28 protein-coding genes are annotated in these 20,192 nt (G+C 59.3%); 16 read left to right on the forward strand and 12 right to left on the reverse strand.

Going from position 1 to position 20,192, the window contains the following annotated elements; translation table 11 throughout:
• Nucleotides 1-2 precede the first annotated feature (2 nt).
• The 4 genes from hxsC (at nt 3) to F6X62_RS21875 (ending at nt 2,856) form a co-directional block, all read left to right on the forward strand.
• Nucleotides 3-1,232: a His-Xaa-Ser system radical SAM maturase HxsC gene (hxsC, locus tag F6X62_RS21860; protein WP_153774711.1), complete on the forward strand. Its 1,230-nt coding sequence runs from the start codon at nt 3-5 to the stop codon at nt 1,230-1,232.
• Nucleotides 1,229-1,837 carry a His-Xaa-Ser repeat protein HxsA gene (gene hxsA / locus F6X62_RS21865; protein ID WP_112898104.1) on the forward strand — a complete coding sequence of 203 codons (609 nt, stop codon included), beginning with the start codon at nt 1,229-1,231 and terminating at the stop codon, nt 1,835-1,837. The genes hxsC and hxsA overlap by 4 nt, the downstream gene beginning before the upstream one ends.
• A gap of 240 nt (nt 1,838-2,077) precedes the next feature.
• Entirely contained in the window at nt 2,078-2,395 is a 318-nt protein-coding gene (locus F6X62_RS21870; protein ID WP_063544684.1) for a type II toxin-antitoxin system PrlF family antitoxin, read from the forward strand.
• Nucleotides 2,395-2,856: a type II toxin-antitoxin system YhaV family toxin gene (locus F6X62_RS21875; RefSeq protein ID WP_153774679.1), complete on the forward strand. Its 462-nt coding sequence runs from the start codon at nt 2,395-2,397 to the stop codon at nt 2,854-2,856. The genes F6X62_RS21870 and F6X62_RS21875 overlap by 1 nt, the downstream gene beginning before the upstream one ends.
• A gap of 195 nt (nt 2,857-3,051) precedes the next feature.
• On the opposite strand, the gene F6X62_RS21880 is transcribed toward F6X62_RS21875, so the two are convergent.
• From F6X62_RS21880 to F6X62_RS21890, 3 genes are all read right to left on the reverse strand, one after another.
• Entirely contained in the window at nt 3,052-3,276 is a 225-nt protein-coding gene (locus tag F6X62_RS21880) for a hypothetical protein (protein ID WP_065863576.1), read from the reverse strand.
• Nucleotides 3,277-3,348: 72 nt separating this feature from the next.
• The gene (locus F6X62_RS21885) at nt 3,349-4,062 is read right to left on the reverse strand and encodes a DUF72 domain-containing protein (protein ID WP_153774712.1); all 714 of its coding nucleotides are present in this window, start codon (nt 4,060-4,062) and stop codon (nt 3,349-3,351) included.
• Nucleotides 4,063-4,212: 150 nt separating this feature from the next.
• Entirely contained in the window at nt 4,213-4,431 is a 219-nt protein-coding gene (locus F6X62_RS21890; protein ID WP_054893733.1) for a hypothetical protein, read from the reverse strand.
• Between the two features lie 305 nt (nt 4,432-4,736).
• On the opposite strand from F6X62_RS21890, the gene F6X62_RS21895 reads away from it, so the two are divergent.
• Nucleotides 4,737-6,065: an SDR family oxidoreductase gene (locus F6X62_RS21895; protein ID WP_153774680.1), complete on the forward strand. Its 1,329-nt coding sequence runs from the start codon at nt 4,737-4,739 to the stop codon at nt 6,063-6,065.
• A gap of 117 nt (nt 6,066-6,182) precedes the next feature.
• Here the strand turns inward: F6X62_RS21895 and F6X62_RS21900 are convergent, their stop codons facing one another.
• Nucleotides 6,183-6,707, reverse strand: a complete 525-nt coding sequence (locus F6X62_RS21900) for a cupin domain-containing protein (protein ID WP_153774681.1) — start codon at nt 6,705-6,707, stop codon at nt 6,183-6,185.
• A gap of 144 nt (nt 6,708-6,851) precedes the next feature.
• Here F6X62_RS21900 and F6X62_RS21905 point away from each other — a divergent pair, with 144 nt between their 5' ends.
• Nucleotides 6,852-8,639, forward strand: coding sequence for a thiamine pyrophosphate-requiring protein (locus tag F6X62_RS21905; protein WP_153774682.1), 1,788 nt, complete (start codon nt 6,852-6,854; stop codon nt 8,637-8,639).
• 57 nt (nt 8,640-8,696) lie between these two features.
• Here F6X62_RS21905 and F6X62_RS21910 read toward each other — a convergent pair whose 3' ends face one another.
• Nucleotides 8,697-9,779 (reverse strand): M28 family peptidase, encoded by a 1,083-nt coding sequence (locus tag F6X62_RS21910; RefSeq protein ID WP_153774683.1) that lies wholly within the window; start codon nt 9,777-9,779, stop codon nt 8,697-8,699.
• Between the two features lie 301 nt (nt 9,780-10,080).
• Here F6X62_RS21910 and F6X62_RS21915 point away from each other — a divergent pair, with 301 nt between their 5' ends.
• On the forward strand, nt 10,081-10,290 hold the full coding sequence (locus F6X62_RS21915; protein ID WP_051096970.1) for a general stress protein: 210 nt from the start codon (nt 10,081-10,083) through the stop codon (nt 10,288-10,290).
• 51 nt (nt 10,291-10,341) lie between these two features.
• Here the strand turns inward: F6X62_RS21915 and F6X62_RS25240 are convergent, their stop codons facing one another.
• Nucleotides 10,342-10,500 carry a hypothetical protein gene (locus tag F6X62_RS25240; RefSeq protein WP_172964773.1) on the reverse strand — a complete coding sequence of 53 codons (159 nt, stop codon included), beginning with the start codon at nt 10,498-10,500 and terminating at the stop codon, nt 10,342-10,344.
• A gap of 225 nt (nt 10,501-10,725) precedes the next feature.
• Between F6X62_RS25240 and F6X62_RS21920 the strand changes: the two genes are divergently transcribed.
• From F6X62_RS21920 to F6X62_RS21940, 5 genes are all read left to right on the forward strand, one after another.
• Nucleotides 10,726-11,265 carry a type 1 glutamine amidotransferase domain-containing protein gene (locus tag F6X62_RS21920; protein WP_153774684.1) on the forward strand — a complete coding sequence of 180 codons (540 nt, stop codon included), beginning with the start codon at nt 10,726-10,728 and terminating at the stop codon, nt 11,263-11,265.
• Nucleotides 11,266-11,352: 87 nt separating this feature from the next.
• Nucleotides 11,353-12,210 carry an SDR family oxidoreductase gene (locus F6X62_RS21925; protein WP_153774685.1) on the forward strand — a complete coding sequence of 286 codons (858 nt, stop codon included), beginning with the start codon at nt 11,353-11,355 and terminating at the stop codon, nt 12,208-12,210.
• 168 nt (nt 12,211-12,378) lie between these two features.
• Nucleotides 12,379-12,882: a CinA family protein gene (locus F6X62_RS21930; protein WP_151924518.1), complete on the forward strand. Its 504-nt coding sequence runs from the start codon at nt 12,379-12,381 to the stop codon at nt 12,880-12,882.
• A gap of 66 nt (nt 12,883-12,948) precedes the next feature.
• Nucleotides 12,949-13,401: a hypothetical protein gene (locus tag F6X62_RS21935; RefSeq protein WP_153774686.1), complete on the forward strand. Its 453-nt coding sequence runs from the start codon at nt 12,949-12,951 to the stop codon at nt 13,399-13,401.
• Between the two features lie 9 nt (nt 13,402-13,410).
• On the forward strand, nt 13,411-13,854 hold the full coding sequence (locus F6X62_RS21940; protein WP_063544662.1) for a DUF421 domain-containing protein: 444 nt from the start codon (nt 13,411-13,413) through the stop codon (nt 13,852-13,854).
• Here the strand turns inward: F6X62_RS21940 and F6X62_RS25245 are convergent.
• Nucleotides 13,851-13,991, reverse strand: a complete 141-nt coding sequence (locus F6X62_RS25245; protein WP_176717975.1) for a hypothetical protein — start codon at nt 13,989-13,991, stop codon at nt 13,851-13,853. The two genes, F6X62_RS21940 and F6X62_RS25245, sit on opposite strands and share 4 nt — an antisense overlap.
• 376 nt (nt 13,992-14,367) lie before the next feature.
• Here F6X62_RS25245 and F6X62_RS21945 point away from each other — a divergent pair, with 376 nt between their 5' ends.
• Nucleotides 14,368-14,832, forward strand: a complete 465-nt coding sequence (locus F6X62_RS21945) for a hemerythrin domain-containing protein (protein ID WP_054893723.1) — start codon at nt 14,368-14,370, stop codon at nt 14,830-14,832.
• Nucleotides 14,833-14,947: 115 nt separating this feature from the next.
• Here F6X62_RS21945 and F6X62_RS21950 read toward each other — a convergent pair whose 3' ends face one another.
• On the reverse strand, nt 14,948-15,343 hold the full coding sequence (locus tag F6X62_RS21950) for a hypothetical protein (RefSeq protein ID WP_153774687.1): 396 nt from the start codon (nt 15,341-15,343) through the stop codon (nt 14,948-14,950).
• Nucleotides 15,340-15,930, reverse strand: coding sequence for a hypothetical protein (locus F6X62_RS21955; protein WP_151924516.1), 591 nt, complete (start codon nt 15,928-15,930; stop codon nt 15,340-15,342). The genes F6X62_RS21950 and F6X62_RS21955 overlap by 4 nt, the downstream gene beginning before the upstream one ends.
• Before the next feature lie 241 nt (nt 15,931-16,171).
• Between F6X62_RS21955 and F6X62_RS21960 the strand changes: the two genes are divergently transcribed.
• A complete protein-coding gene (locus F6X62_RS21960; RefSeq protein ID WP_153774688.1) occupies nt 16,172-16,663 on the forward strand; it encodes a DUF1543 domain-containing protein in 492 nt (163 codons plus the stop codon).
• 28 nt (nt 16,664-16,691) lie between these two features.
• Here F6X62_RS21960 and xth read toward each other — a convergent pair whose 3' ends face one another.
• A complete protein-coding gene (gene xth / locus F6X62_RS21965) occupies nt 16,692-17,489 on the reverse strand; it encodes an exodeoxyribonuclease III (protein WP_153774689.1) in 798 nt (265 codons plus the stop codon).
• Nucleotides 17,486-17,728: a hypothetical protein gene (locus tag F6X62_RS21970; RefSeq protein ID WP_054894654.1), complete on the reverse strand. Its 243-nt coding sequence runs from the start codon at nt 17,726-17,728 to the stop codon at nt 17,486-17,488. Before F6X62_RS21970 ends, xth begins: the two co-directional genes overlap by 4 nt.
• Before the next feature lie 248 nt (nt 17,729-17,976).
• On the opposite strand from F6X62_RS21970, the gene F6X62_RS21975 reads away from it, so the two are divergent.
• Both F6X62_RS21975 and F6X62_RS21980 read left to right on the forward strand, forming a co-directional pair.
• Complete coding sequence (locus F6X62_RS21975; protein WP_151924513.1) at nt 17,977-19,179, forward strand: zinc-dependent alcohol dehydrogenase; 1,203 nt, start codon at nt 17,977-17,979, stop codon at nt 19,177-19,179.
• 13 nt (nt 19,180-19,192) lie between these two features.
• Nucleotides 19,193-19,426, forward strand: coding sequence for a PLDc N-terminal domain-containing protein (locus F6X62_RS21980; protein ID WP_054894652.1), 234 nt, complete (start codon nt 19,193-19,195; stop codon nt 19,424-19,426).
• Nucleotides 19,427-19,516: 90 nt separating this feature from the next.
• Here F6X62_RS21980 and F6X62_RS21985 read toward each other — a convergent pair whose 3' ends face one another.
• Entirely contained in the window at nt 19,517-20,041 is a 525-nt protein-coding gene (locus F6X62_RS21985; RefSeq protein WP_054894651.1) for a hypothetical protein, read from the reverse strand.
• Between the last annotated feature and the right edge of the window lie 151 nt (nt 20,042-20,192).

Raw genomic sequence — 20,192 nt, forward strand, 5'->3', positions numbered from 1 at the left:
CAATGCTGCGCAAAGATACCCACTTCGAAATCCATCACCTGAATGAGCCGAAACTGCTCAAAGTCATCACGCTTGATGAGTTCATCGAACAAGGCCTGGCTGTTTGTGCCGGAAGCGCTGAGTTCTGTGACCTGCTGCTATGGCTGCCAAACGAAGAACGGCTACGCAGCCCGCATCTGCTCTCATTACCAGTGGGTGGATTCCTGATCCCGGAGCCATTGATCGGCGACTTCGACAGCGCAAGGCCACATCTGCACACCCCCAGAGATGCGGATGTCGTGCAGCCCGGCGATGTCATTGCCATCACACCAGGCAACACGCTGGTGCGAGTGCTCTATCGACGAGGCTCAGACAGCAACCTGCTATTCATGACCGATCGTTGCAACAGCCTCTGTCTGATGTGCTCGCAGCCGCCCAAAGATATCGATGACCGTTGGCACATCGAAGAGAACCTACGGCTGATCGACCTGATGGACCCGGGCGAGGAAAATCTGGGAATCAGCGGCGGAGAACCAACGCTTTATCGCGACGGCCTGCTCGAAATCCTGGCCAAGTGCAAAGCCGTTTTGCCGCAGAAATCCATTCATGTGCTCAGCAACGGGCGTCTGTTCCAAGACCCGAGCTGGACCGCAGCGCTCTCTGCCATCAGCCACCCTCAGTTGAGCTGGGGCATCCCGCTGTATGCCGACAATGCCGAAGACCATGACCATGTGGTGCAGGCTCCAGGCGCGTTCAGCGAAACCCTGCAAGGTCTTTACAACCTGGCGCGCGCCAACCAGATCATCGAGATACGCGTGGTGCTCAATCGCCTGACCACGCCACGCCTGCCAGAGCTCGCCCACTACGTGTTCAGGAACCTGCCATTCGTGCGGCATGTTGCGCTGATGGGTATCGAAAGTACCGGCCTGGCCAGGAAGAACTACGAAGAGCTGTGGATTGACCCGCTGGACTATCAGGAATCGTTGAGCCAGGCCGTGTATTTCCTGTTCAACCGCGCAGTGGCGGTTTCGATCTACAACTTGCCCCTGTGCCTGATCCCGGCACACCTCTCGCGTTTCGCCCGCCAGAGCATCTCGGACTGGAAGAACCTGTTCATCGATACCTGCCAGCAATGCGCTGCATTGAAACATTGCTCTGGTTTCTTCAAATCGCACACCGACCGTTGGCAAAGCCGCGGCGTACAACTGCTATCGACTGAGGCGTTTAGCGCCTATGCAAGGAGTGCACAGTGAAATTGCTTGATCGCTGGAAAGTGCTGATCAGTGGGATCAGCTTGCTGCCAATAGCAGGTACCCCCCTGGCACAGGCAGGCCATCTGTCGCTCGCCGATGCGAACTGGCAACCCAACGATAAGTTACAGCCGCCGGTATTTACCGATACGCTCAATGCGCCAGACACCGTCAACATCTATGCGGCACATCGCTCGCACAGTTCGCACCGGTCCCACAGTTCGCACAGCTCCCACTACAGCGGCTCGGGTGGCTACAGCGCACCTCGTTACTACAGCCCACCCGCTACCAGTACCCGAAGCTATAGCGCGCCGAGTGCTTCGAGCGGCACGTCCAGCAGCAACAGCCTTTATCAGTCGTCTGGCGCTACCAGCGGGACAAGTTCGAGCACTTCAAAGAGTCGCGCGACCAATGAGCAGAAAAACAACCTGATAACCCGTGTGCAGACCGCGCTGATGGTACGTCAGTATTACCAAGGCGCCATTGATGGGGTCATGGGCAAAGCGACACGTGGTGCGCTGATGGCCTTTCAGATGGACAGTGGGCTAACAGTCAATGGCCGGATGGATACGCCATCGCTGAATGCATTGGGGATCAAAATTCCTTGAGTTGCGTGGGGGTGAAGCTAGCACACGTTCAACGAAGCACGAATTATCCCGTGCTGCACAACCCTCAAGTCGACACCACTCGCTAGAGGTTGCTCAACCACCTGCGAAATAATGCTACCGGAAGGTAGAGCAATCCTGTTGAGCGACTGCCCCGCTTACGCTTGATGAGCAGAAGACCAAAATTTGACAAGGTAAGGATTATTCCTTACCATTCGCTCAATTAGCCTTGGGAGATCACTCATGCCTGCCATCCACGAAATCGCGACGTTGACCTCAAAGGGTCAGGTCACAGTGCCCAAGTCCGTTCGCCAGCTTCTAGGCCTCGGCACTGGAGACAAGATTGCATTCGACGTACGAGGCGGTGAGGTCGTGGTCAACCGCGTAGAAACCACCCACGAAGATCCTGCCATCAATGCGTTCCTGGGTTTGCTGGAGGCTGATATCCGAGGCGGCCGCAACCTCACCACCCTGCCGGAAGACTTGGCGCAAACCATGCTCGCCAACGCAAAGCACTCCGTAAACCTGGACGAAGATATTGATGGTGAGGTCGCGCTCTGATGCTGCGATATGGCTGGACACTGTTGTTCCATGAAGGTGTGATTTTACAGCTACGCAAATTGCAAGAAGCCGCCGCCCGGGCCGAGCAGAACGACCCGCGAGGTTTTGAAAGCAACGCTAACGTGAAGCTGTTTCGGGCATTGAGCCATCTGATCCTGGAGGCTGTGCCTGCTGACCCAGGCCGCGATGAGTTCCGCCAAGGCAACACGCTCGGCACCGCTTACCGACATTGGCGGCGGGCAAAAATCGGTAGGCGCTTTCGGCTGTTCTTTCGCTACGACTCAAGATCCAAGGTCATCGTCTATGCATGGGTCAACGACGAAAATACCCTACGGTCCGCAGGCAGCAAAACCGATCCCTACGCCGTATTCGAAAAGATGCTGGGCCGCGGCAACCCTCCTGATGACTGGGATGCGCTGACGGCTGCGACGCGTAGCGACTGGGACAAGCCCAAAGCGTAAGCGGCACGCTTTGGCATCGTCCACTCGTAACCATCGCCAAAAGGTGTGTTTCCGGGAGGCGAATGAATTCCTTACTCAGTCCGTGAACAAGCGAATAAGGGCGGCGGCGATGCGCGCAAGAACGATCAACCGTTCATATTCAGCGCTGCCGAAAGGACGCGACCGGGCTTAGCGCCCGGTCACCTGGTCGGATATTCAGCGACGGGCTTTCCTGTCGACCTCGGCCAGACGCTTTTCGATCTGGCGAGTCTTTTCCTCCTGTTCCTTGATGGACGTGGGCGTAATGACCTTGTCCACCGCCTCGGTATCCTGGTCCGGGCGCTCAAGCACCGGGCCTGGCACCCGCTCGCCTTGCTGTGCTTCTTCAGAAGAGAGCGGCCGTGGGACTTTGTCGCCGTTCTTGCCATCGTCAGCTTTCATGGACTGTTCCTCGCGGTCTAATGTGTTCTCAGAAGAGCCCTAACGCAGCCAAAAAGTTTGATCCGGTTTGCATCAGCGCAGATACCGCTCAAGCGTCAGCGCGTTACCCAGTGCTGCGCTGGAGGCGGTGTTGTCGAAGATGCACCAGGTATCTGCACCTGCAGCGTGGCTGCGCTGCAGCCGCTCAGCCAGCTGTTGCAGGTACTGTTGGGAATACTCGCTGTGGTAGATCCGCGGCTCGCCGTGCAAGCGCCAGTAGACCAATCCAGGCCAGCCAGCGGGTTGTGCGTCGGCGGCAAAGCGTGAAGGGCTCGCCGCCACCTGGGCAATACGCAAGTCGATCAACATCGATTGCGCCGCTTGCCAACTGGCGTGCCTGGGCTCGACCGCGACCGGCCCGGCATAGTGTTCGCGCAGGACTTCAAAGAAACGCCGGTCGCGCCCGGCATCATGGGCGAGCGACGGCGGCAACTGAACAAGCAGGCAGCCCAGGCGGTCCCCCAATTGCCGGCATTGGCCAAGAAACGCATCAAGCGCAACCTCGCAGCCTTCCAGGCGTAGCTCGTGGGTGATGAGCCTGGGCAGCTTGACGGCGAAGCGAAAATGTTCCGGAACCGAGCAAGCCCAACGGGCATAGGTCGCAGGTAGATGCGCACGGTAGAACGAGCTGTTGATCTCCACGGCATCAAGCCGCGCGGCATAGCGCTGCAGGTGGCTGCCCGGCAGCGGGAACTCGTCGGCGTACTGGCGGGACAAGCTCCAGCCCGCGCACCCCAGATGAATCATCATGGCATTCCAAATGCACTGTGTTGCTGCAATGGAGTCGTCAAGGCAGGTCGTCGTTCAATAAGCGCAAAGCGCCGAGCAAGAGGCGCCAGAGACGAGTCGGCGCTCTGCCTGGCTTATTTCGATTATCGCGTTCATCCCGGCAACCCCTCAGGGTTGCTGGTAGTGCCCTGGCGATGTGCCGGGCTCGTGGTCATGCTCAAGACGCTGAACTTGCACATCGGTGAATGAAGAAGCCTCGTTGCGGTGCAGGCCCTGCAAGTATTCGCGCGCAGCTTCGCGGCTCAGGTCTTCCTGGTCACTACGGAACTCGCAAGTACCGGGCTGGTTGTCGAGGATGTAGCTGATCAAGTACAGGTAGCTGGGCATTTTGAAGGTCCTAGGGCAGGTGGAGTGAGAAGCGAATCTCCCAGGTTGAGCCTGACTCCGTTGCCTCCGTTCACCCCAATTGACGACTGGCGTTGCCATAACGGCTTAATGCGCCATACCGCAGGGGGTCCAAGTGCTGCGCCTGTCCCTTCACCATGCTCTCAGGTTGTCGAGGGAAGCAGCTTCGAAGTGCTTGTCACGTCATCCATGCCTGCATCACACCACCACTGAACCAGTTGCTCTGAACTTTGCCAGCCTAACAGCCTTCCCCTGCATACCCCCCCACGTTTTAGGGAGCTTGCACCATGATTGATCAAGCGACAGGCATGAAGCCAGGTGAACGGTACAGCGTTGAAAACCTTGAACGCGCCCATCAGTTCCCAGGCTTTTTCCAAGACGGCAAGTATTACCTCAGCCCAGAGCTTCTGACGGCTATCGGATGGCTGGAAGGCGACCGATTCATCTACGATAGTCTCGATGCTGAAGGCGAGCCCATTTTCCCTGGGCGGGTGGCCGGCACCATCAGCGACTTGACCTTGAATCTTGTGGACGGTACCTCCCTCCAGCTCTCGCGCATCGAAGCCAGTGAGACTTTCACGGCGCCGATAAGCGAGCCCATTTCACCCGCCGATGAGCCGCCCCCGTTGACTCGTTCGCCGATCAGAGGCCCGCTGCGCGGCAAGGTGGTGGTGATCACCGGAGCGTCCAGTGGCATAGGCCGCGCCGCAGCCCATGCCTTTGCCTGCAAAGGCGCGCGTCTGGTTCTGGCAGCACGAGATGAGCAGGCGTTGTTCGAAACGCTGGAAGAATGCACCGATTGCGGCACCGATGCTGTCGCCGTAACGACCGACATGACCCAGAGCGATCAGGTACTCGCCTTGGCGGAACGTGCTGCCGAGTTTGGTCATGGCCGAATAGACATCTGGATAAACAACGCGGGCGTGGGTGCGGTGGGCAGTTTCGAGGAGACGCCGCTCGAAGCCCATGAGCAGGTCATCCAGACCGACTTGGTGGGTTACCTTCGAGGGGCCCATGTAGCGCTCCCCTACTTCAAGAAACAGGGCAGCGGTACGCTGATAAACACCTTGTCGCTAGGGAGCTGGGTTGCACAACCCTATGCCGCAGCCTACTCAGCCAGCAAATTTGGCTTGCGCGGGCTCACTCAGGCACTCAGGGGCGAGCTCACTGAATTCCCCGACATCCACGTCTGTGACATCTACCCAGCCGTAATGGATACCCCAGGCTTGCGCGATGGCGGCAACTACACAGGCCATGCGCTCAAACCGCCAGGGCCCATCTACGATCCAGAGCTCGTGGCAAAGGCGATGGTGGCCTGCGCTATTTCACCTCACGCCAACACCACTGTCGGTGCAAGCGCCCGCCTCGCGCATTTGGCCAGCTATCTGATGCCTGGGTTACCGGCGCTATCGGGATGGCTCACGCGCTGGGGATTGAACCGTAGCCCTGGCGCAGCGAAGTCTTCAGGCAACCTCTTTGAACCGCCGATTGGTCGGCGAAGTATCGAAGGCGGATGGAGAACCCCGAAGGCCAAAACTCCTTTGTTGCTGAGTGCCGCAGTGATCGGGTTCCTCGCCGGGTTCGTCATTACCCATGCCCAACGCCGGCGCCGGTGAACGATCTCGATGAGGCAAAGGTTCGGCTGGCCAGCTGATCTCGCCTGGGTTTCTCTCAAGCGGAAATCCAGGCGTTCTTTTGACAATCGGGTTGGCTCTGCAGGCGTTTGCTGCTAATCACTGCCAGAGCCTCATCAGCGCACCATGTGCGCCAGTCACCGGGTCTTGCTCAGGGTGCGGCACTCGGGCAATACGCGCCAGCGCCTGCTGGTGAGCGCCGGTTTCGGGTCGCTGGGTATCGTAATCCTCCTGCCCCTGGGGATAGGCGCCCACGACCAGGAATTCGTCGCTGGACGAGATGCAACGATGGCCTGTCCCTGCCGGCAAAACCAGAACATCACCCGCCTTGACCGTCAGCGCCTGACCCGCTGCGCCGCCCAGCATGATCCGAGCATGGCCGCAGGCAACGCCGAGCACCTCGTGTGCATTGGGGTGGAAATGGTGGTAGTCGAAAATCCCGGCACGCCACAGCGGGGTCCACTGATGAGCGGCGAACAAGGACTCGAACGCGCTGGCGTTGTCATGCGCAGGCGCAAGTTTCAGCTGGTAGAGCAACACGGGGAAACGGTTATTGGGTGTCGCGCCGTCGTCCTCGAATCGCAAGGCCTGGATGGGCTGGGCGCTACTGTCGATGGCAATCATAAGGGCATCCTGATCAGGCTGGTAATGTCCTTGAGAAGCCATACCCGTGCCGAGGTTCCTATGGACTGACCACCTACAACCTGTTGAAACTTTACCCTCCGCGGCCCAGTCCAGACCCTATTGATCACAGATAGGGAGAAGACGATGACAACGACGGTAGGCGACTTCTTGGTCGAGCGCTTGTACCAGTGGGGCGTTCGACGCATCTTCGGCTACCCGGGGGACGGCATCAATGGCGTATTTGGTGCATTGAGCCGAGCCAACGGGAAGATTGAATTCATCCAGGCCCGCCATGAAGAGATGGCCGCATTCATGGCCAGCGCTCACGCCAAGTTCACCGGTGAGCTCGGTGTGTGCATCGCCACTTCCGGACCCGGCGCCTCGCACCTGCTGACCGGCCTCTACGATGCACGAATGGATCACCAGCCGGTACTGGCCATCGTCGGCCAGCAAGCGCGTGCGGCGCTGGGCGGGCATTACCAGCAGGAGCTGGACCTGTTGTCGATGTTCAAGGATGTGGCCGGAGCCTTCGTACAGCAGGCCTCGACCCCGGAGCAAGTGCGGCACCTGCTCGACCGTGCAGTGCGTACCGCCGTCGGCGAACGTCGGGTCACCGCCATCATCCTGCCCAATGATTTACAGGACCTGCCCTATCAGGAGCCGGCGAGGGCACACGGCACGGTGCATTCGGGCATCGGCTACAGCAAGCCCAAGGTCGTGCCGTTCGACGCTGACCTGCAGCGGGCGGCCGAGGTGCTCAATGCCGGGAAAAAGGTGGCGATCCTGGTCGGTGCCGGCGCCTTGCAGGCCACCGAGCAGGTCATCGCCGTCGCCGAAAAACTTGGCGCCGGCGTGGCCAAGGCGCTACTAGGCAAGGCCGTGCTGCCTGATGATCTGCCCTGGGTCACCGGTGCCATCGGCCTGCTCGGTACGGAACCGAGCTACCAGTTGATGAACGAGTGCGACACCTTGCTGATGATCGGCTCAGGCTTTCCCTATGCCGAGTTCCTGCCCAAGGAAGGTCAGGCCCGTGGCGTGCAGATCGACCTGCAACCGGACATGCTCAGCCTGCGCTATCCAATGGAAGTCAACCTGGTCGGCGATGCCAGCGAAACCCTGCAAGCATTGCTGCCCTTGCTGCAGCACAAGAGCGAGCGGCGCTGGCGCGGCAAGGTTGAACGCTGGCGCACACAGTGGGACAAGACCCTGGAAAAGCGCGCGCTGGCCAAAGCCGACCCGATCAACCCGCAACGCGTGGTGTGCGAACTCTCCCCGCGCCTTCCGGACCACGCCATCGTCACCAGCGACTCTGGGTCGTGCGCCAACTGGTTCGCCCGCGACCTGAAGATCCGCCAAGGGATGCAGTGCTCATTATCCGGCGGCCTTGCCAGCATGGGCGCGGCGGTACCTTACGCCATCGCGGCGAAGTTCGCCCACCCTCAGCGCGCGGTGGTGGCGTTGGTGGGTGACGGTGCGATGCAGATGAACAACCTGGCCGAGCTCATCACCGTGGCCAAGTACTGGCGCCAGTGGGACAACCCGCAGTGGATCTGCGCAGTGTTCAACAACGAAGATCTCAACCAGGTGACCTGGGAACAACGGGTCATGGAAGGTGACCCCAAATTCGAGGCCTCGCAATCGATCCCGGACGTGCCCTATCACCTGTTCGCCATTTCCATTGGCCTGCAAGGCATCTATGTGGAGCGTGAAGAAGACATTGCCAGCGCCTGGGAGCGCGCCCTGGAAGCCGACCGACCGGTGCTGATCGAGTTCAAGACCGACCCGGACGTCCCGCCGTTGCCACCCCACATCAAGCTTGAGCAAGCGAAGAAGTTCGCCAGTGCGTTGCTTCATGGCGATCCGAATCAGGGTGGTGTCATCGTCCAGACTGCCAAGCAAGTATTCAGCTCAGTACTGCCGAGTAAAAAATAGACCCTGCCGAGACCCGCGCTCAGGCGCGGGCTGCGGTTCAGCTATCCGGGGCGGCGCTCATCTTGCGGATGCGGCGTCGGATCGCTTGTCAGGATGCGGATCTATCAGATATTCGACGAGCGTGACGGCACAGGCCGAGATTCCTTCCAGCAGGGCCATCTCGAAACCATGGGTATTTTCGGTCGGGATCGCGATGCAGCCAGCCTTGGCATCAATACCTGTACTCAACACCGCGCTGGCATCGGATGCAAAATCTACCAGCAATGCGGTTTGGGGAATGTACCCTGCCCGCCCAGCAGCGGTCATCAGCGCCTGCACCACTGTGCGGCTGTAGTACCCCTTCTGATCGCCGGTATTGATGATCGGGTTGGCCGTCAGCTCCGTTCCATATTCTTCAAGCACCGGCCCGACCTCGACTGCAATGGTGGTCTCTCCCGGTAACCTGGCTGCCGCGTAGAGCGCACCTGCATTGGATTCCTCTTCCAGCGTGGTCAAGACGAACCACACATCCTGGTGCAATTCCTCACGCCGTGCTCGCAGCAAACGGGCGCACTCGATGACCGCAGTGAGCGGTGCACGGTCATCAAGGAAATGGGCAGCCACACAGTCATGGACAGTGAACGGTTTGCGCCAATGCTGACTGAGCACCACGCGGGTCCCGGGGCGCACGCCGGCACCTTGCAGCTCGCGCTTCGACATGCGCGTGACCACGTATACATCCTTCCACTGAACATTGCCTGCGAGCACATCTCGCCCATTGGAAGTCCGACCGCTGTTGTGCATCGAGCCATAGGACAGAACACCGGGCAGGTTTTGTTCATCGCCAAGGATATCGACAGGGCAGACACCGAAGCTGATCGGCTGAGCACCACCCAAGGCCAAAACTTCCAGCGTTCCGTTCTCGCGGACGTTCTTGACGATCATTGCAATCTCATCAAGGTGTGCCATGACCCTGATGGCGTCTTCTGGATTACAGGAATGCCCCGCTCGAACGACGCCCACGACATTGCCAGCCCCGTCAATATGCGCATCGTCGCACAAAGAAGCCAATTCTCGCTGACAGATGGCCCGTACCTCATCTTCCTGGCCGCCAGGGCCGCGAGCATTCAGCAGCTCGGTCAATAACGCATGGATTTCCACCGCTCACCCTCCTCACTCCATCGCCAGTTGTTGACCCTGCCCCAGCAGCCCGCGTTCAGCCGATTGGCTGGTATTGCAGGCATTTCTTTGAGCAACCACCTTTGGTGGAAACAATGCCAGAGGACTGATGAGTAGCGCTCCAGGCTACTTGCGGCGCAGGCTCTAGAACACATGAAATAAAGCGCCTAATACTTCATGCGTTTCGTCCGGTGGATGCGAATTTTTGGGAGTGGTTGCCTCCAGGCTAGCGGTCGAAGTTGAACACAGACTTTCCTGTGTGACTGACATGAGGTGAAAGATCATGGCTAACAACCAAACCAATCGCGGGCATCAAGGCGGCACTGCACAGAACAACCCTGGCAATTTTGCCAACGACCGAGAGAAAGCGTCCGAGGCGGGGCGCAAGGGTGGCCAATCCTCGGGCGGCAACTTTGCCAACGACCGTGAACGCGCCTCGGAGGCTGGCCGCAAGGGCGGACAAAACAGCCACGGAGGCGGTCGCAACAGCTAAGGCCGCTGGCCAATGTGAAGGTGCCAGGGCGAGAACTCGCCCTGGCGCTCTTCAGAGAGATTGGCCATCGTCTTCGATGTCTTCCTCAGCCTCTGCAGCGCCAGTGGCGTCAGCGTCATTCAAAGGCGGTGAAGTCGGTTTTTCTGGATCGTTGATGAACGGCACACCACTTGGGCCGTGCTCTTCAAGACCTTCGGTTTTAGGTTGCATAGCAAAGCCTCCCGGCAATATTACTCATGTGCCTGTGAGGGACTAAGGACGAGAAAAATTCAAAGGAAACGCCAGGCGGCAAAATACGACGCCACGCCAATCACGCCTGCGATTTTTCAATTGCTGCCCATTGGTCAGCTTGACGCGATTCGACGCATCGTCTTTGAACTTCGCACGTGGTGGATGGCCTTCCCTTTCAGGTCCATCGTAAACGGAGAATTCACAATGAATGCGCAACTGAGCGGCAAACGCGTGGCCTTCCTGGTCACAGACGGGTTTGAACAGATAGAGCTCACCGGCCCGCGTGACGCCCTGGAAAAAACTGGCGCCGTGGTCGACATCCTGAGTGACAAGGAGGGAACTGTACGCGGCTGGAACCATGACAAGCCGGCAGACGAGATTGCCGTGGATGCAACGTTCGACAGTGCCCACCTGGATCTCTATGACGCCATTGTCCTGCCGGGCGGCGTGCAGAATTCCGACACCATCCGGCTGATACCTGGCGCTCAGAAACTGGTGAAAAGCCACAATTCTGCAAGGAAGCCATTGGCGGTCATCTGTCATGGCGCCTGGCTGCTGGTGTCGACCGATCTGGTCCAAGGCAAGCGGATGACCAGCTACAAGACGTTGCAGGATGATATTCGCAATGCGGGCGGTGACTGGGTTGATGAAGAGGTAGTGGTGGATGGCAACCTGATCACCAGCCGCCAGCCGGACGATATCCCGGCATTCAACGAGCAACTGATCAAGATGCTGGTCGGTTGAGCCCTCTCTCAGCACACCCAAAAAGGCAAGGCGCGCTGACACGATCAGCCTTAAAAAATCCGTGGCACAACCGCAGGAGCTTTTACCATGCGAGACTTCCCTACGCCGCCCTTTCCTTCGCAACCGCAAAGCGTCCCCGGCTCACAACGCAAGATGGAGCCCTATCCAGATTGTGGTGAGCAGTCTTATATCGGCCACAACCGCCTGGAAGGCAAGATTGCGCTCATCACCGGTGCTGACAGTGGCATCGGGCGGGCAGTCGCTATCGCCTATGCACGCGAGGGTGCTGACGTCGCCATCGCTTACCTCGACGAACATGAAGATGCGCAGGACACTGCGCGCTGGGTTGAAGCAGCAGGTCGAAAATGTCTTCTGCTCCCTGGAGACTTGGCGCAGAAACAGCACTGCCATGACATCGTCGAGAAGACCGTCAAACAGTTCGGGCGCATCGACATCCTGGTCAACAACGCCGCCTTCCAGATGGCCCATGAGACCCTGGAGGAGATCAGCGATGACGAATGGGTGAAAACCTTCGATACCAACATCACCGCTATCTTCAGGATCTGCAAAGCAGCATTACCCTCCATGCCCAAGGGCAGCTCGATCATCAACACGAGTTCGGTCAACTCCGACGACCCATCCCCCAGTTTGCTGGCCTACGCCACGACCAAGGGCGCCATTGCCAACTTCACGGCTGGGTTGGCTCAGCTACTCGGGAAGAAAGGGATTCGAGTCAACAGCGTTGCGCCTGGCCCCATCTGGACGCCTTTGATCCCGGCTACCATGCCCGACGAGGCCGTAAAAAACTTCGGCTCCAGCTACCCTATGGGGCGGCCAGGACAGCCGGTGGAGGTCGCTCCAATCTACGTGCTGCTCGGCTCCGACGAGGCGAGCTACATCAGTGGTTCACGGTACGCTGTTACCGGCGGGAAACCGATCCTCTGACGAAAAAGAGGCTCGCCAGAAGGCGAGCCTGCTTCCTGATTTTCGGGATGGAATCAGCGTTGCGCTGCCCCTCCTCACATGCTGTTTTTGCGCCGTGGACACCGATTGCGCTGAACCAATCACCGCTTGATTGCGTCCACCGCACAACAACAAGCGAGTCGATGTCGTATGGCAAGCGAACCCGTATTGACTGCCCTCAGCTATCTCAAAGACAACAAGTTGATCCTGACGACCGCAGAGTCGTGCACGGCAGGTTGCATGGTCGCGCTTCTGGCGGCGGTGCCCGGCACCGGGGAGGTGCTGGAAAGTGGCTATGTGGTCTACTCCCCAAGCGCCAAGAAACGCTTGCTTGGCGTCAGCGACGAAACCATCGAACGCTACGGCCTGACCAGCGAGCCAGTAGCCTGGGAAATGGCGCTGGGAGCATTGAGAGACAGCGACGCCAATGTCGCGATCGCTACCACTGGCGTCGCGGGGCCCGCCCCTGAGTCTGGTGTGCCGCCGGGCACCCTGTGCTTTGCCTGGGCTTTTGCCGGGGAGCCCACAGCCGTATTTACGCGTACCCAACGTTTCTTCGGTGAGCGGTCTGAGGTCATGCGACAGGGAGCGTTGTTCGGGCTGACGCGTCTTGCTCACTATCACCAACGCTGGCTTCGCGGCGAGCGCGCCTGAGGGCAAGGACTCATGCCGGAAGACGAATGGGCGTCCAGACGCAATCCTGTTCAAGAAGACATGTCGATGCAGCAACGCGTCTGGCGCTTCGAGCGCGTTGGCTGGTATGTACTCGTCATCATCGTCCTGCTGGCCTTGGCAGGGCTGTTCGGCAACGGCCCGCTCAGCGATGCTGAGGTGGTCAGCCCGGATGGTCGTGTCAAAGTCGAGTATCAGCGCCTCAGTCGCAGTGGTACGACCGACAACCTCTACATCACTGTTCGAGGCGAGCCTGGGCAGCCGGTGGAGGTAGAGCTCGAGGGCTCTCTACTTCGCGCTGCCAGTATCGAGACGATGCAGCCGGAACCGCAACGTTCGATGTCGCACGGCCCTGCCCTGTTACTGCAACTGGGTACCCGCAAAGACGGCGTGGCCACCTTGTACCTGACGCTTCGAAGTGATCACGTGGGTACCCTGGAGGGCGTCGTCAGGGCTGGCCCCCGAAGCGCTGTCCACTTCTCCACATTCCTCTACCCATAGGAGTGCGTCATGGATTCGATCCTACGCGCAGCTGGGATGTACCTGGCCCTTATGCTGGTATTCCGCGTAGCCGGACGACGCTCTCTGGCCGACCTGACTACCTTCGACTTCGTCTTGCTGCTGATTATTGGAGAGGCGACTCAACAGGCGCTGCTGGGTGAGGATTTTTCGTTCACCAACGCCATGCTGGTGATTGCTACGCTGATCGTCCTCGACGTAGGGCTGTCGTTGGCGAAGCTCAACTCCAAGCCCTTGGCGCGGCTTCTGGATGGGCACGCTACCCTGGTGGTCGAAAACGGGCGCTTTCTGCATCACCGAATGCGCCGCGCACGCCTCACGGAAGACGACATTCTTGAGTCGGCGCGGGATAGCCAGGGTATCGAGAACATCGAGCAGGTGAAATTTGCCATCGTGGAGCGCAATGGCAAGATCTCGATCATTCCAGCCGACTAAAGCACCCATATCGCCTGGGCATGATCGATGCTGGGAACGGGCATCCTGTCGCGATGGGACATCAGCCATTCGCGCATACGTTCGGCATCGAAAATCTGCCCCTCTTCCATCATCATCAGAATGAGTGAATGGGACATCCGGTAACAACCACATCGGGAGCATCGCCGCTCCTCCCAACCGCTGATGCATTCGACGGACTCAGCCTGACCAGCGCAGATTAGACAACTCATGTAAGCCCCCTTTTGTTCTTGTTCAGTTGAGGGTGGGTGAAAGGATCTGGCGCATTCAATGTCTCTCGCATGACATATGATTTCCACGCCACGCCTAAATTCCCTCTACTTGGCAACCCATCACAAGACCTTATCCACCTGGCTGTTAATCGGGCAGCGCTGGTCATCGCTGATCTGTGCCCGGATCGCTGATGCCACCCATCGTGAACGTTGAACCCCGCCGCTTCGCCGTGACTCAACCCCAGGCAAGTTTTGTATTCTCAACCCGTGATGAGGTAACGCCATGAACGCTATCGATTTGCTGATTCAGGATCACAAGCTGGTGAAGAAGCTTCTTGAAGAACTGTCCGCCACCACAGAGCGAGCCGTGAAAAAACGTGCCGAGCTACTGCAGAGAATCGAGCAGGAATTGCAGATTCATACTGCGCTCGAGGAGGAAATTCTCTACCCGGCCATCAAGGAAGCCGGGGGCAAGGAAGAAGCGAAGATGTACTACGAGGCCAAGGAGGAGCACCGCACTGTCGACTCCCTCGTCATCCCTGACCTTCTCGGCACTGACACCGGCACCGTTGAGTTTGCCGGTCGGGTCAAGGTCATGAAAGAGCTGCTGGAGCATCACATCGAGGAAGAAGAAGGCGAACTCTTCCCGACCGCCAAAAAACTCCTTGGCAAAGACATGCTGGAACAGCTCGGGCAAACCATGGAAACCCAGAAAAAGTTGCTCAAGGGCGAGCAGCGGGCCGCCTGATGGGGCCATTCCCTGCCAGCCTGATGAAGCTGGCAGGGAATTTCTCATCGAGCTTGTTCCAGGAAGCAGTTGAAACGGCTCAGGCAGCAGGTCTGAGCGCCCCGAGCTGGCTTGCTCAGGCGCTGGGGGTGAGCTTGATGCCACCACAGCGACCCCGAGTCAGCAGGTAATCCACCTGCCTGGCCCGATTGACCGCCACGCGGATTTCACAGCTGGCCGAGTTGACCACATCGCCCCAATACTCGGTATGCACCAGTTGGCCGTTCTGCGGACCGGTGTAGGTACCCAGCGCTTCACGCGACACATAAGAAGTGTCGCGGCGATAGATCAGCACCACCCAGTCCTTCTCCGGTGCCAGCGCGATCTCGCTGGGTGTACCGAAGTGATCGACCGCCTGGGCCACCGGGCGGTTCTTCCAGTAACTGCGGGCCTGGGCTTCGGGCAGGGTCGGAATGGCAGAGCAGCCGCCGAGCAGCAGTGCGGTGATCATCAGCGAGAGCAGTGTTTTCATCGCACCACCTCCTTGGCAGGTGCATTCCGGGCGGGCATCTGGTCGAAGGCCTGATCGACCATCTTCAGGATGAGGTCCCTGCCATGCTCTCGGTTACGCAACTGGAACAGGCCTGGAGCGGTCGCCACCATCTGGGTGGGCAGCATCTTGCCCATCGGAATCATGAACTTGGCCTGGCGCTGGCTTGGCTGGCAAAGAAAGTCACGGCTCTGCGCCAACCACGTCTCGGGCTTCTTCTGCCACTGAGTGGAGACCTTCACCGGCCGGATATCGTTGTAGAACTTGTCGACGTTCTGCGCACCCTTGAGGCGCACACGATTCTTGGCGCAATCGACCTCGACGTCATAGGCGGTCATGGTCGGCTTGGCGCCCTCTTCGTAAAGCCTGAATACCCCAAGCGAACGGATACCGCCCGGGCGCTGGAAGATATTGGCAGGCTCGCCATCGACGACGAAGGCTTCGTTCTTGTACATGCCGCCTTGCTGGTGGATGAGCCAGTAGTCGCCGACCGAGGAAGGTTCGGCCTGTGCAGTAACTGCACCGCAGCAGAGCAATGCCGCAAGCCCGTGCTTGAGGGGAATGGTCATGACGCAACAGTCCTTGTCAGTGTTATCGCCCAGACGCAGCGCATCGGAGGAAGTAGGCATGGAAAGCTAGTTGCCTGACAGGGTTACGTCAAATCAAGTGTCGACGACTGTGAGAGGGAGCACACATGGCTGCGGCGTCAGCATGCCGCTAGCATCAATTGACGAAGCCCGCATACCGTCGAGCAATCAACGAAGCGCTATGCCAACATATGCCCCCCTGACCCGTACCACAGGCTCACCCATGCTCTACGTTGTCATGCTCGGAGGAAGACATCCTCGAGCCAGCATCGAAGTCCACGACGTGGTCTTCGCCCACGCAGACACGCTCGACCAGACCTACCCGCAGCTGCGCAGCGCCTGGTTCGGCAGCTCTAAAGGCCTGCACATCGATTCATGGCTGGAAGTCCACGGTGTGGATGGCTATCGCGTCGAACTCGGCCACGCCGCACCACCGCCCGGCGCCATGCGCTTGTTCTTGCTGAACCTGGGAGGCTACGCACCTGGCGTGTTTGGCGAGGATCACCGCTACTTGCTGGTAACGGCTACCGACAAGGCTGCCGCCAAGCTAATTGGCAAGCAACGCATGGCAACCGGTTGGCTGAAGCCGCACACCGACACAGTGGTGGATGTCGACGACTGCCTGCCGGTGGACCTGGTCGACGGTCGTTACGTGCACCTGGTCGAGGGCGAACATCGAGGCACGCTGCAGCGCAGCGACTACATCGTCATCTGAGCGACGGTATCGACCGAAACGCTGACCGCTAACGTTGCTGGCGGCGCCTGCCCAGTTCGATCCAGACCGGCGCATGATCGCTGGCCTTGGCCTCGTTGCGTACCCAGGCATCCACACCCGCCCGCTTCAGGTAGGGGGCGAGGTCGGGATTGAGCAGCAAGTGGTCGATCCGCAGCCCGGCATTGCGTGCCCAGTGATTGCGAAAATAATCCCAGAACGTGTAGATGCGCTGCTCTGGGTACAGGTGGCGAACAGCATCGACCCAGCCCTGCGCCAGCAATCGTTCGAAACACGCCCGTGACTCAGGTTGCAGCAGCGCGTCCTTCAGCCACGAACGTGGGTTGTAGATGTCCAGGTCAGTCGGCACGACATTGAAATCGCCCGCCAGCACCGTGGGATGGCCGCTGCCATGCAGTGCCTGGGCATGCTTGATCAGGCACTCGAACCAGCGCAATTTGTACTCGAACTTCGGGCCGGGTTGCGGGTTGCCATTGGGCAGATACAGACAGCCCACCAGCACGCCCTGCACCGCAGCTTCGAGATAGCGGCTCTGCTGATCGTCCTCCATGCCGGGCAGCCCACGACGAACCTGCAGTGGTTCGCTATCGCGCGCCAGGATTGCAACACCGTTCCAAGAGGGTTGCCCTTGGTAAAGGCAGCCATAACCCGCCGCTTCAAGCGCCTCGCGAGGAAACTGTTGGTCGGCTGCCTTCAATTCCTGCAGGCAGATGATGTCCGGTTGCTCCCGCGCCAGCCAGGCCAACAACGCGGGCAGGCGGCTGCGGATGCCATTGATATTGAAGGTGGCAATCTTCAGTGCTTTCATGCGTCAGGGTCGTTCACGTGGGCCTGGACGGCGTCTTCCAGTGCCCGGACATGGGCCTGATCGGCCAACGCCTTCAGCGCCAGCCAGTCATCCCAGTCGATGGCACCATCGTCACGCAGCGCCTCGGCGGTGCGAACCAGTTCATGGTGGTAGGCATCCGGCGACTCGCGACGGTAACTGACGTCGTCGTACTGTGCGTACCAGGCTTCAAGTTCAGGAATGCTGCGTTCGATGCTCATGATGACGGCCTCGTTGTACCCCTGTTTGTGAGAGCCCACCCTGCGCGCAATGTTCCAATCAGCAGTTGATCAGAACCGCTGATGCTGACCGGATACGGCATGCTCCGGCTTGCCCCGATCGAACAAAGGCCGCTATTTAGCGAGTCAGTATTTAGTACCACCGGACTTACTCACCTGAACTTTGCTGACTGTCATGGCTTCCCCTGCATACCTACCACGCAAACATGCACTTGCAGGAGCAGACACTCATGAGAGCACTGACCTACCACGGAGCACACGACGTCAGGGTCGATAACGTCCCTGATCCCATCATCCAGGAACAAGACGACATCATCCTCAAGGTGACCGCCACCGCCATCTGCGGCTCCGATCTGCACCTCTATCGAGGCAAAATCCCGCAAACCGAAGCGGGCGATATTTTCGGGCACGAGTTCATGGGTATCGTCGAGGACACCGGCAGTGCCGTTACCAATCTGAAGATCGGCGATCGCGTCGTGATCCCCTTCGTGATCGCCTGCGGCAGTTGCTTCTTCTGTCAGCACGATCTGTTCGCGGCTTGCGAGACTACCAACACCGGGCGCGGCGCGATCGTCAACAAAAAAGGCATTCCCCCAGGAGCTGCCCTGTTCGGATACAGCCATCTGTATGGCGGTATCCCTGGCGGCCAAGCCGACTATGTCAGGGTGCCCAAAGGTAATGTCGGCCCGTTCAAAGTGCCCACGAACCTTGCCGATGACAAGGTGCTGTTTCTTTCCGACATTCTGCCGACCGCCTGGCAGGCGGTGATCAATGCCGACATCGGCCAGGGTTCGTCAGTGGCCATCTACGGGGCCGGGCCAGTGGGCTTGTTGAGTGCTGCCTGCGCGCGGATGCTCGGAGCACAGACCATTTTCATGGTCGACGACAACGATTACCGCCTGGCGTATGCCCAGGAGGCCTACGGAGTCATACCCATCAACTTCGAGCAGGACGACGACCCTGCAGACAGCATCATCCGTCAGACACCTGGCATGCGCGGCGTGGATGCCGTGATCGACGCAGTCGGCTTCGAGGCCAAGGGCAGCACTGCAGAAACGGTGATGACAGCGCTGAAAATCGAAGGCAGCAGTGGCAAGGCGCTACGCCAGAGCATTGCCGCGGTTCGCCGTGGCGGGGTTGTCAGCGTCCCCGGTGTGTACGCCGGCTTCATCCACGCCTTCATGTTCGGCGATGCCTTCGACAAGGGCCTCACCTTCAAGATGGGTCAGACCCATGTCCAGAAATACCTGCCAGAACTGCTGCAGCACATCGAAGCCGGACGCCTGCAACCGGAACTGATCGTCACCCACCGCCTGGCGCTCGAGGAGGCGGCGATGGGATACAAGATCTTCGATCAGAAGCAGGACAACTGCCGCAAGGTCATCCTCGTGCCAGGCGCTGCGGCGGGCACCCTGGGCCCTGACTACGTGTAGAGGAGGCAAGGTCATGAACGGTTTAGCCAGTTACTTCTGGATTGCCGTGGCGGCAATTCTGCTACTCATCGATCTGTGGGCAATCGTCAGCGTGTTCAGGAGCGACAAGACGGATGCCGTCAAAGCGGCTTGGGCCCTGCTGATCCTGGCGCTACCGCTCGTGGGTCTGGGTATCTGGGGCGTTGCTGGCCCACGAGGCATCAAGCGAGGCACTGGGCCCACGTCTGACGAGCACAGCAAAGGCTGACGGTACTGAGGTTGGCGCTACGGCACACCTCGCCCGCTCCGCCTGCGTCGAGCCCTGGATATTCGAACCGAACATCCAGGATCGACGCGCTCAGGCCAGTTGGATGTAGACCGAGTAGCTCCCCAGCAGCACCCAGAAGACCAGAAAGATCCACGGCGTGCGTAACGAAAACAGCAGTGATTTTCGATGCCCTGCACGCGAGGTCTCTGCCTCGGAGAACAGCGGCGACTCGTCGTAGGCCAACCCCATCAACGGCTCGCTGCGCAGCAGGTGGCTTTGCTTGAGCTGCCAGTGATCGATGATGTTGTACGCAGCCCGGATGCCAGGCCAGGCGTTGAGCGAGCTCAATACCCCGAGCAAGGCAAGGAACGCCGGCACGATCAGGGTGAACATTTCGCCCCACCCTTGATTGAGGTTGCCCATGGAAGAAACGAACGCGATGACCAGGAAAGATTGCGCCGCCAGGTAGGCATCCGTGCGATTGGCCAGGATGCTGGTTTCGTACTGGATCTCGCGGCGGTAGAAGTCCAGGCGCTCCTTGGGAGAGCCGAACATCCTCGCATTGTGCTCGTTGATCTCGTGTTCAGGGGTGGTTGGGGTAATGATTCGAGGCATTCGCTGCTCCGGAAAGTGGGGTCCGAGCTACGAGATGAGCCAGGAGCTGAGTCCGGTAGAACAGGCGATGGGACCGAGAATTCCATTGAATTGACGTCTCACCTGCGATATCCCTGCTCCGCCCAGAAGCTCGCCAACGTGGCGAGCCTCA

Source organism: Pseudomonas sp. MNR3A, assembly GCF_009650575.1.
Classification (GTDB): Bacteria; Pseudomonadota; Gammaproteobacteria; order Pseudomonadales; family Pseudomonadaceae; genus Aquipseudomonas; species Aquipseudomonas machongensis.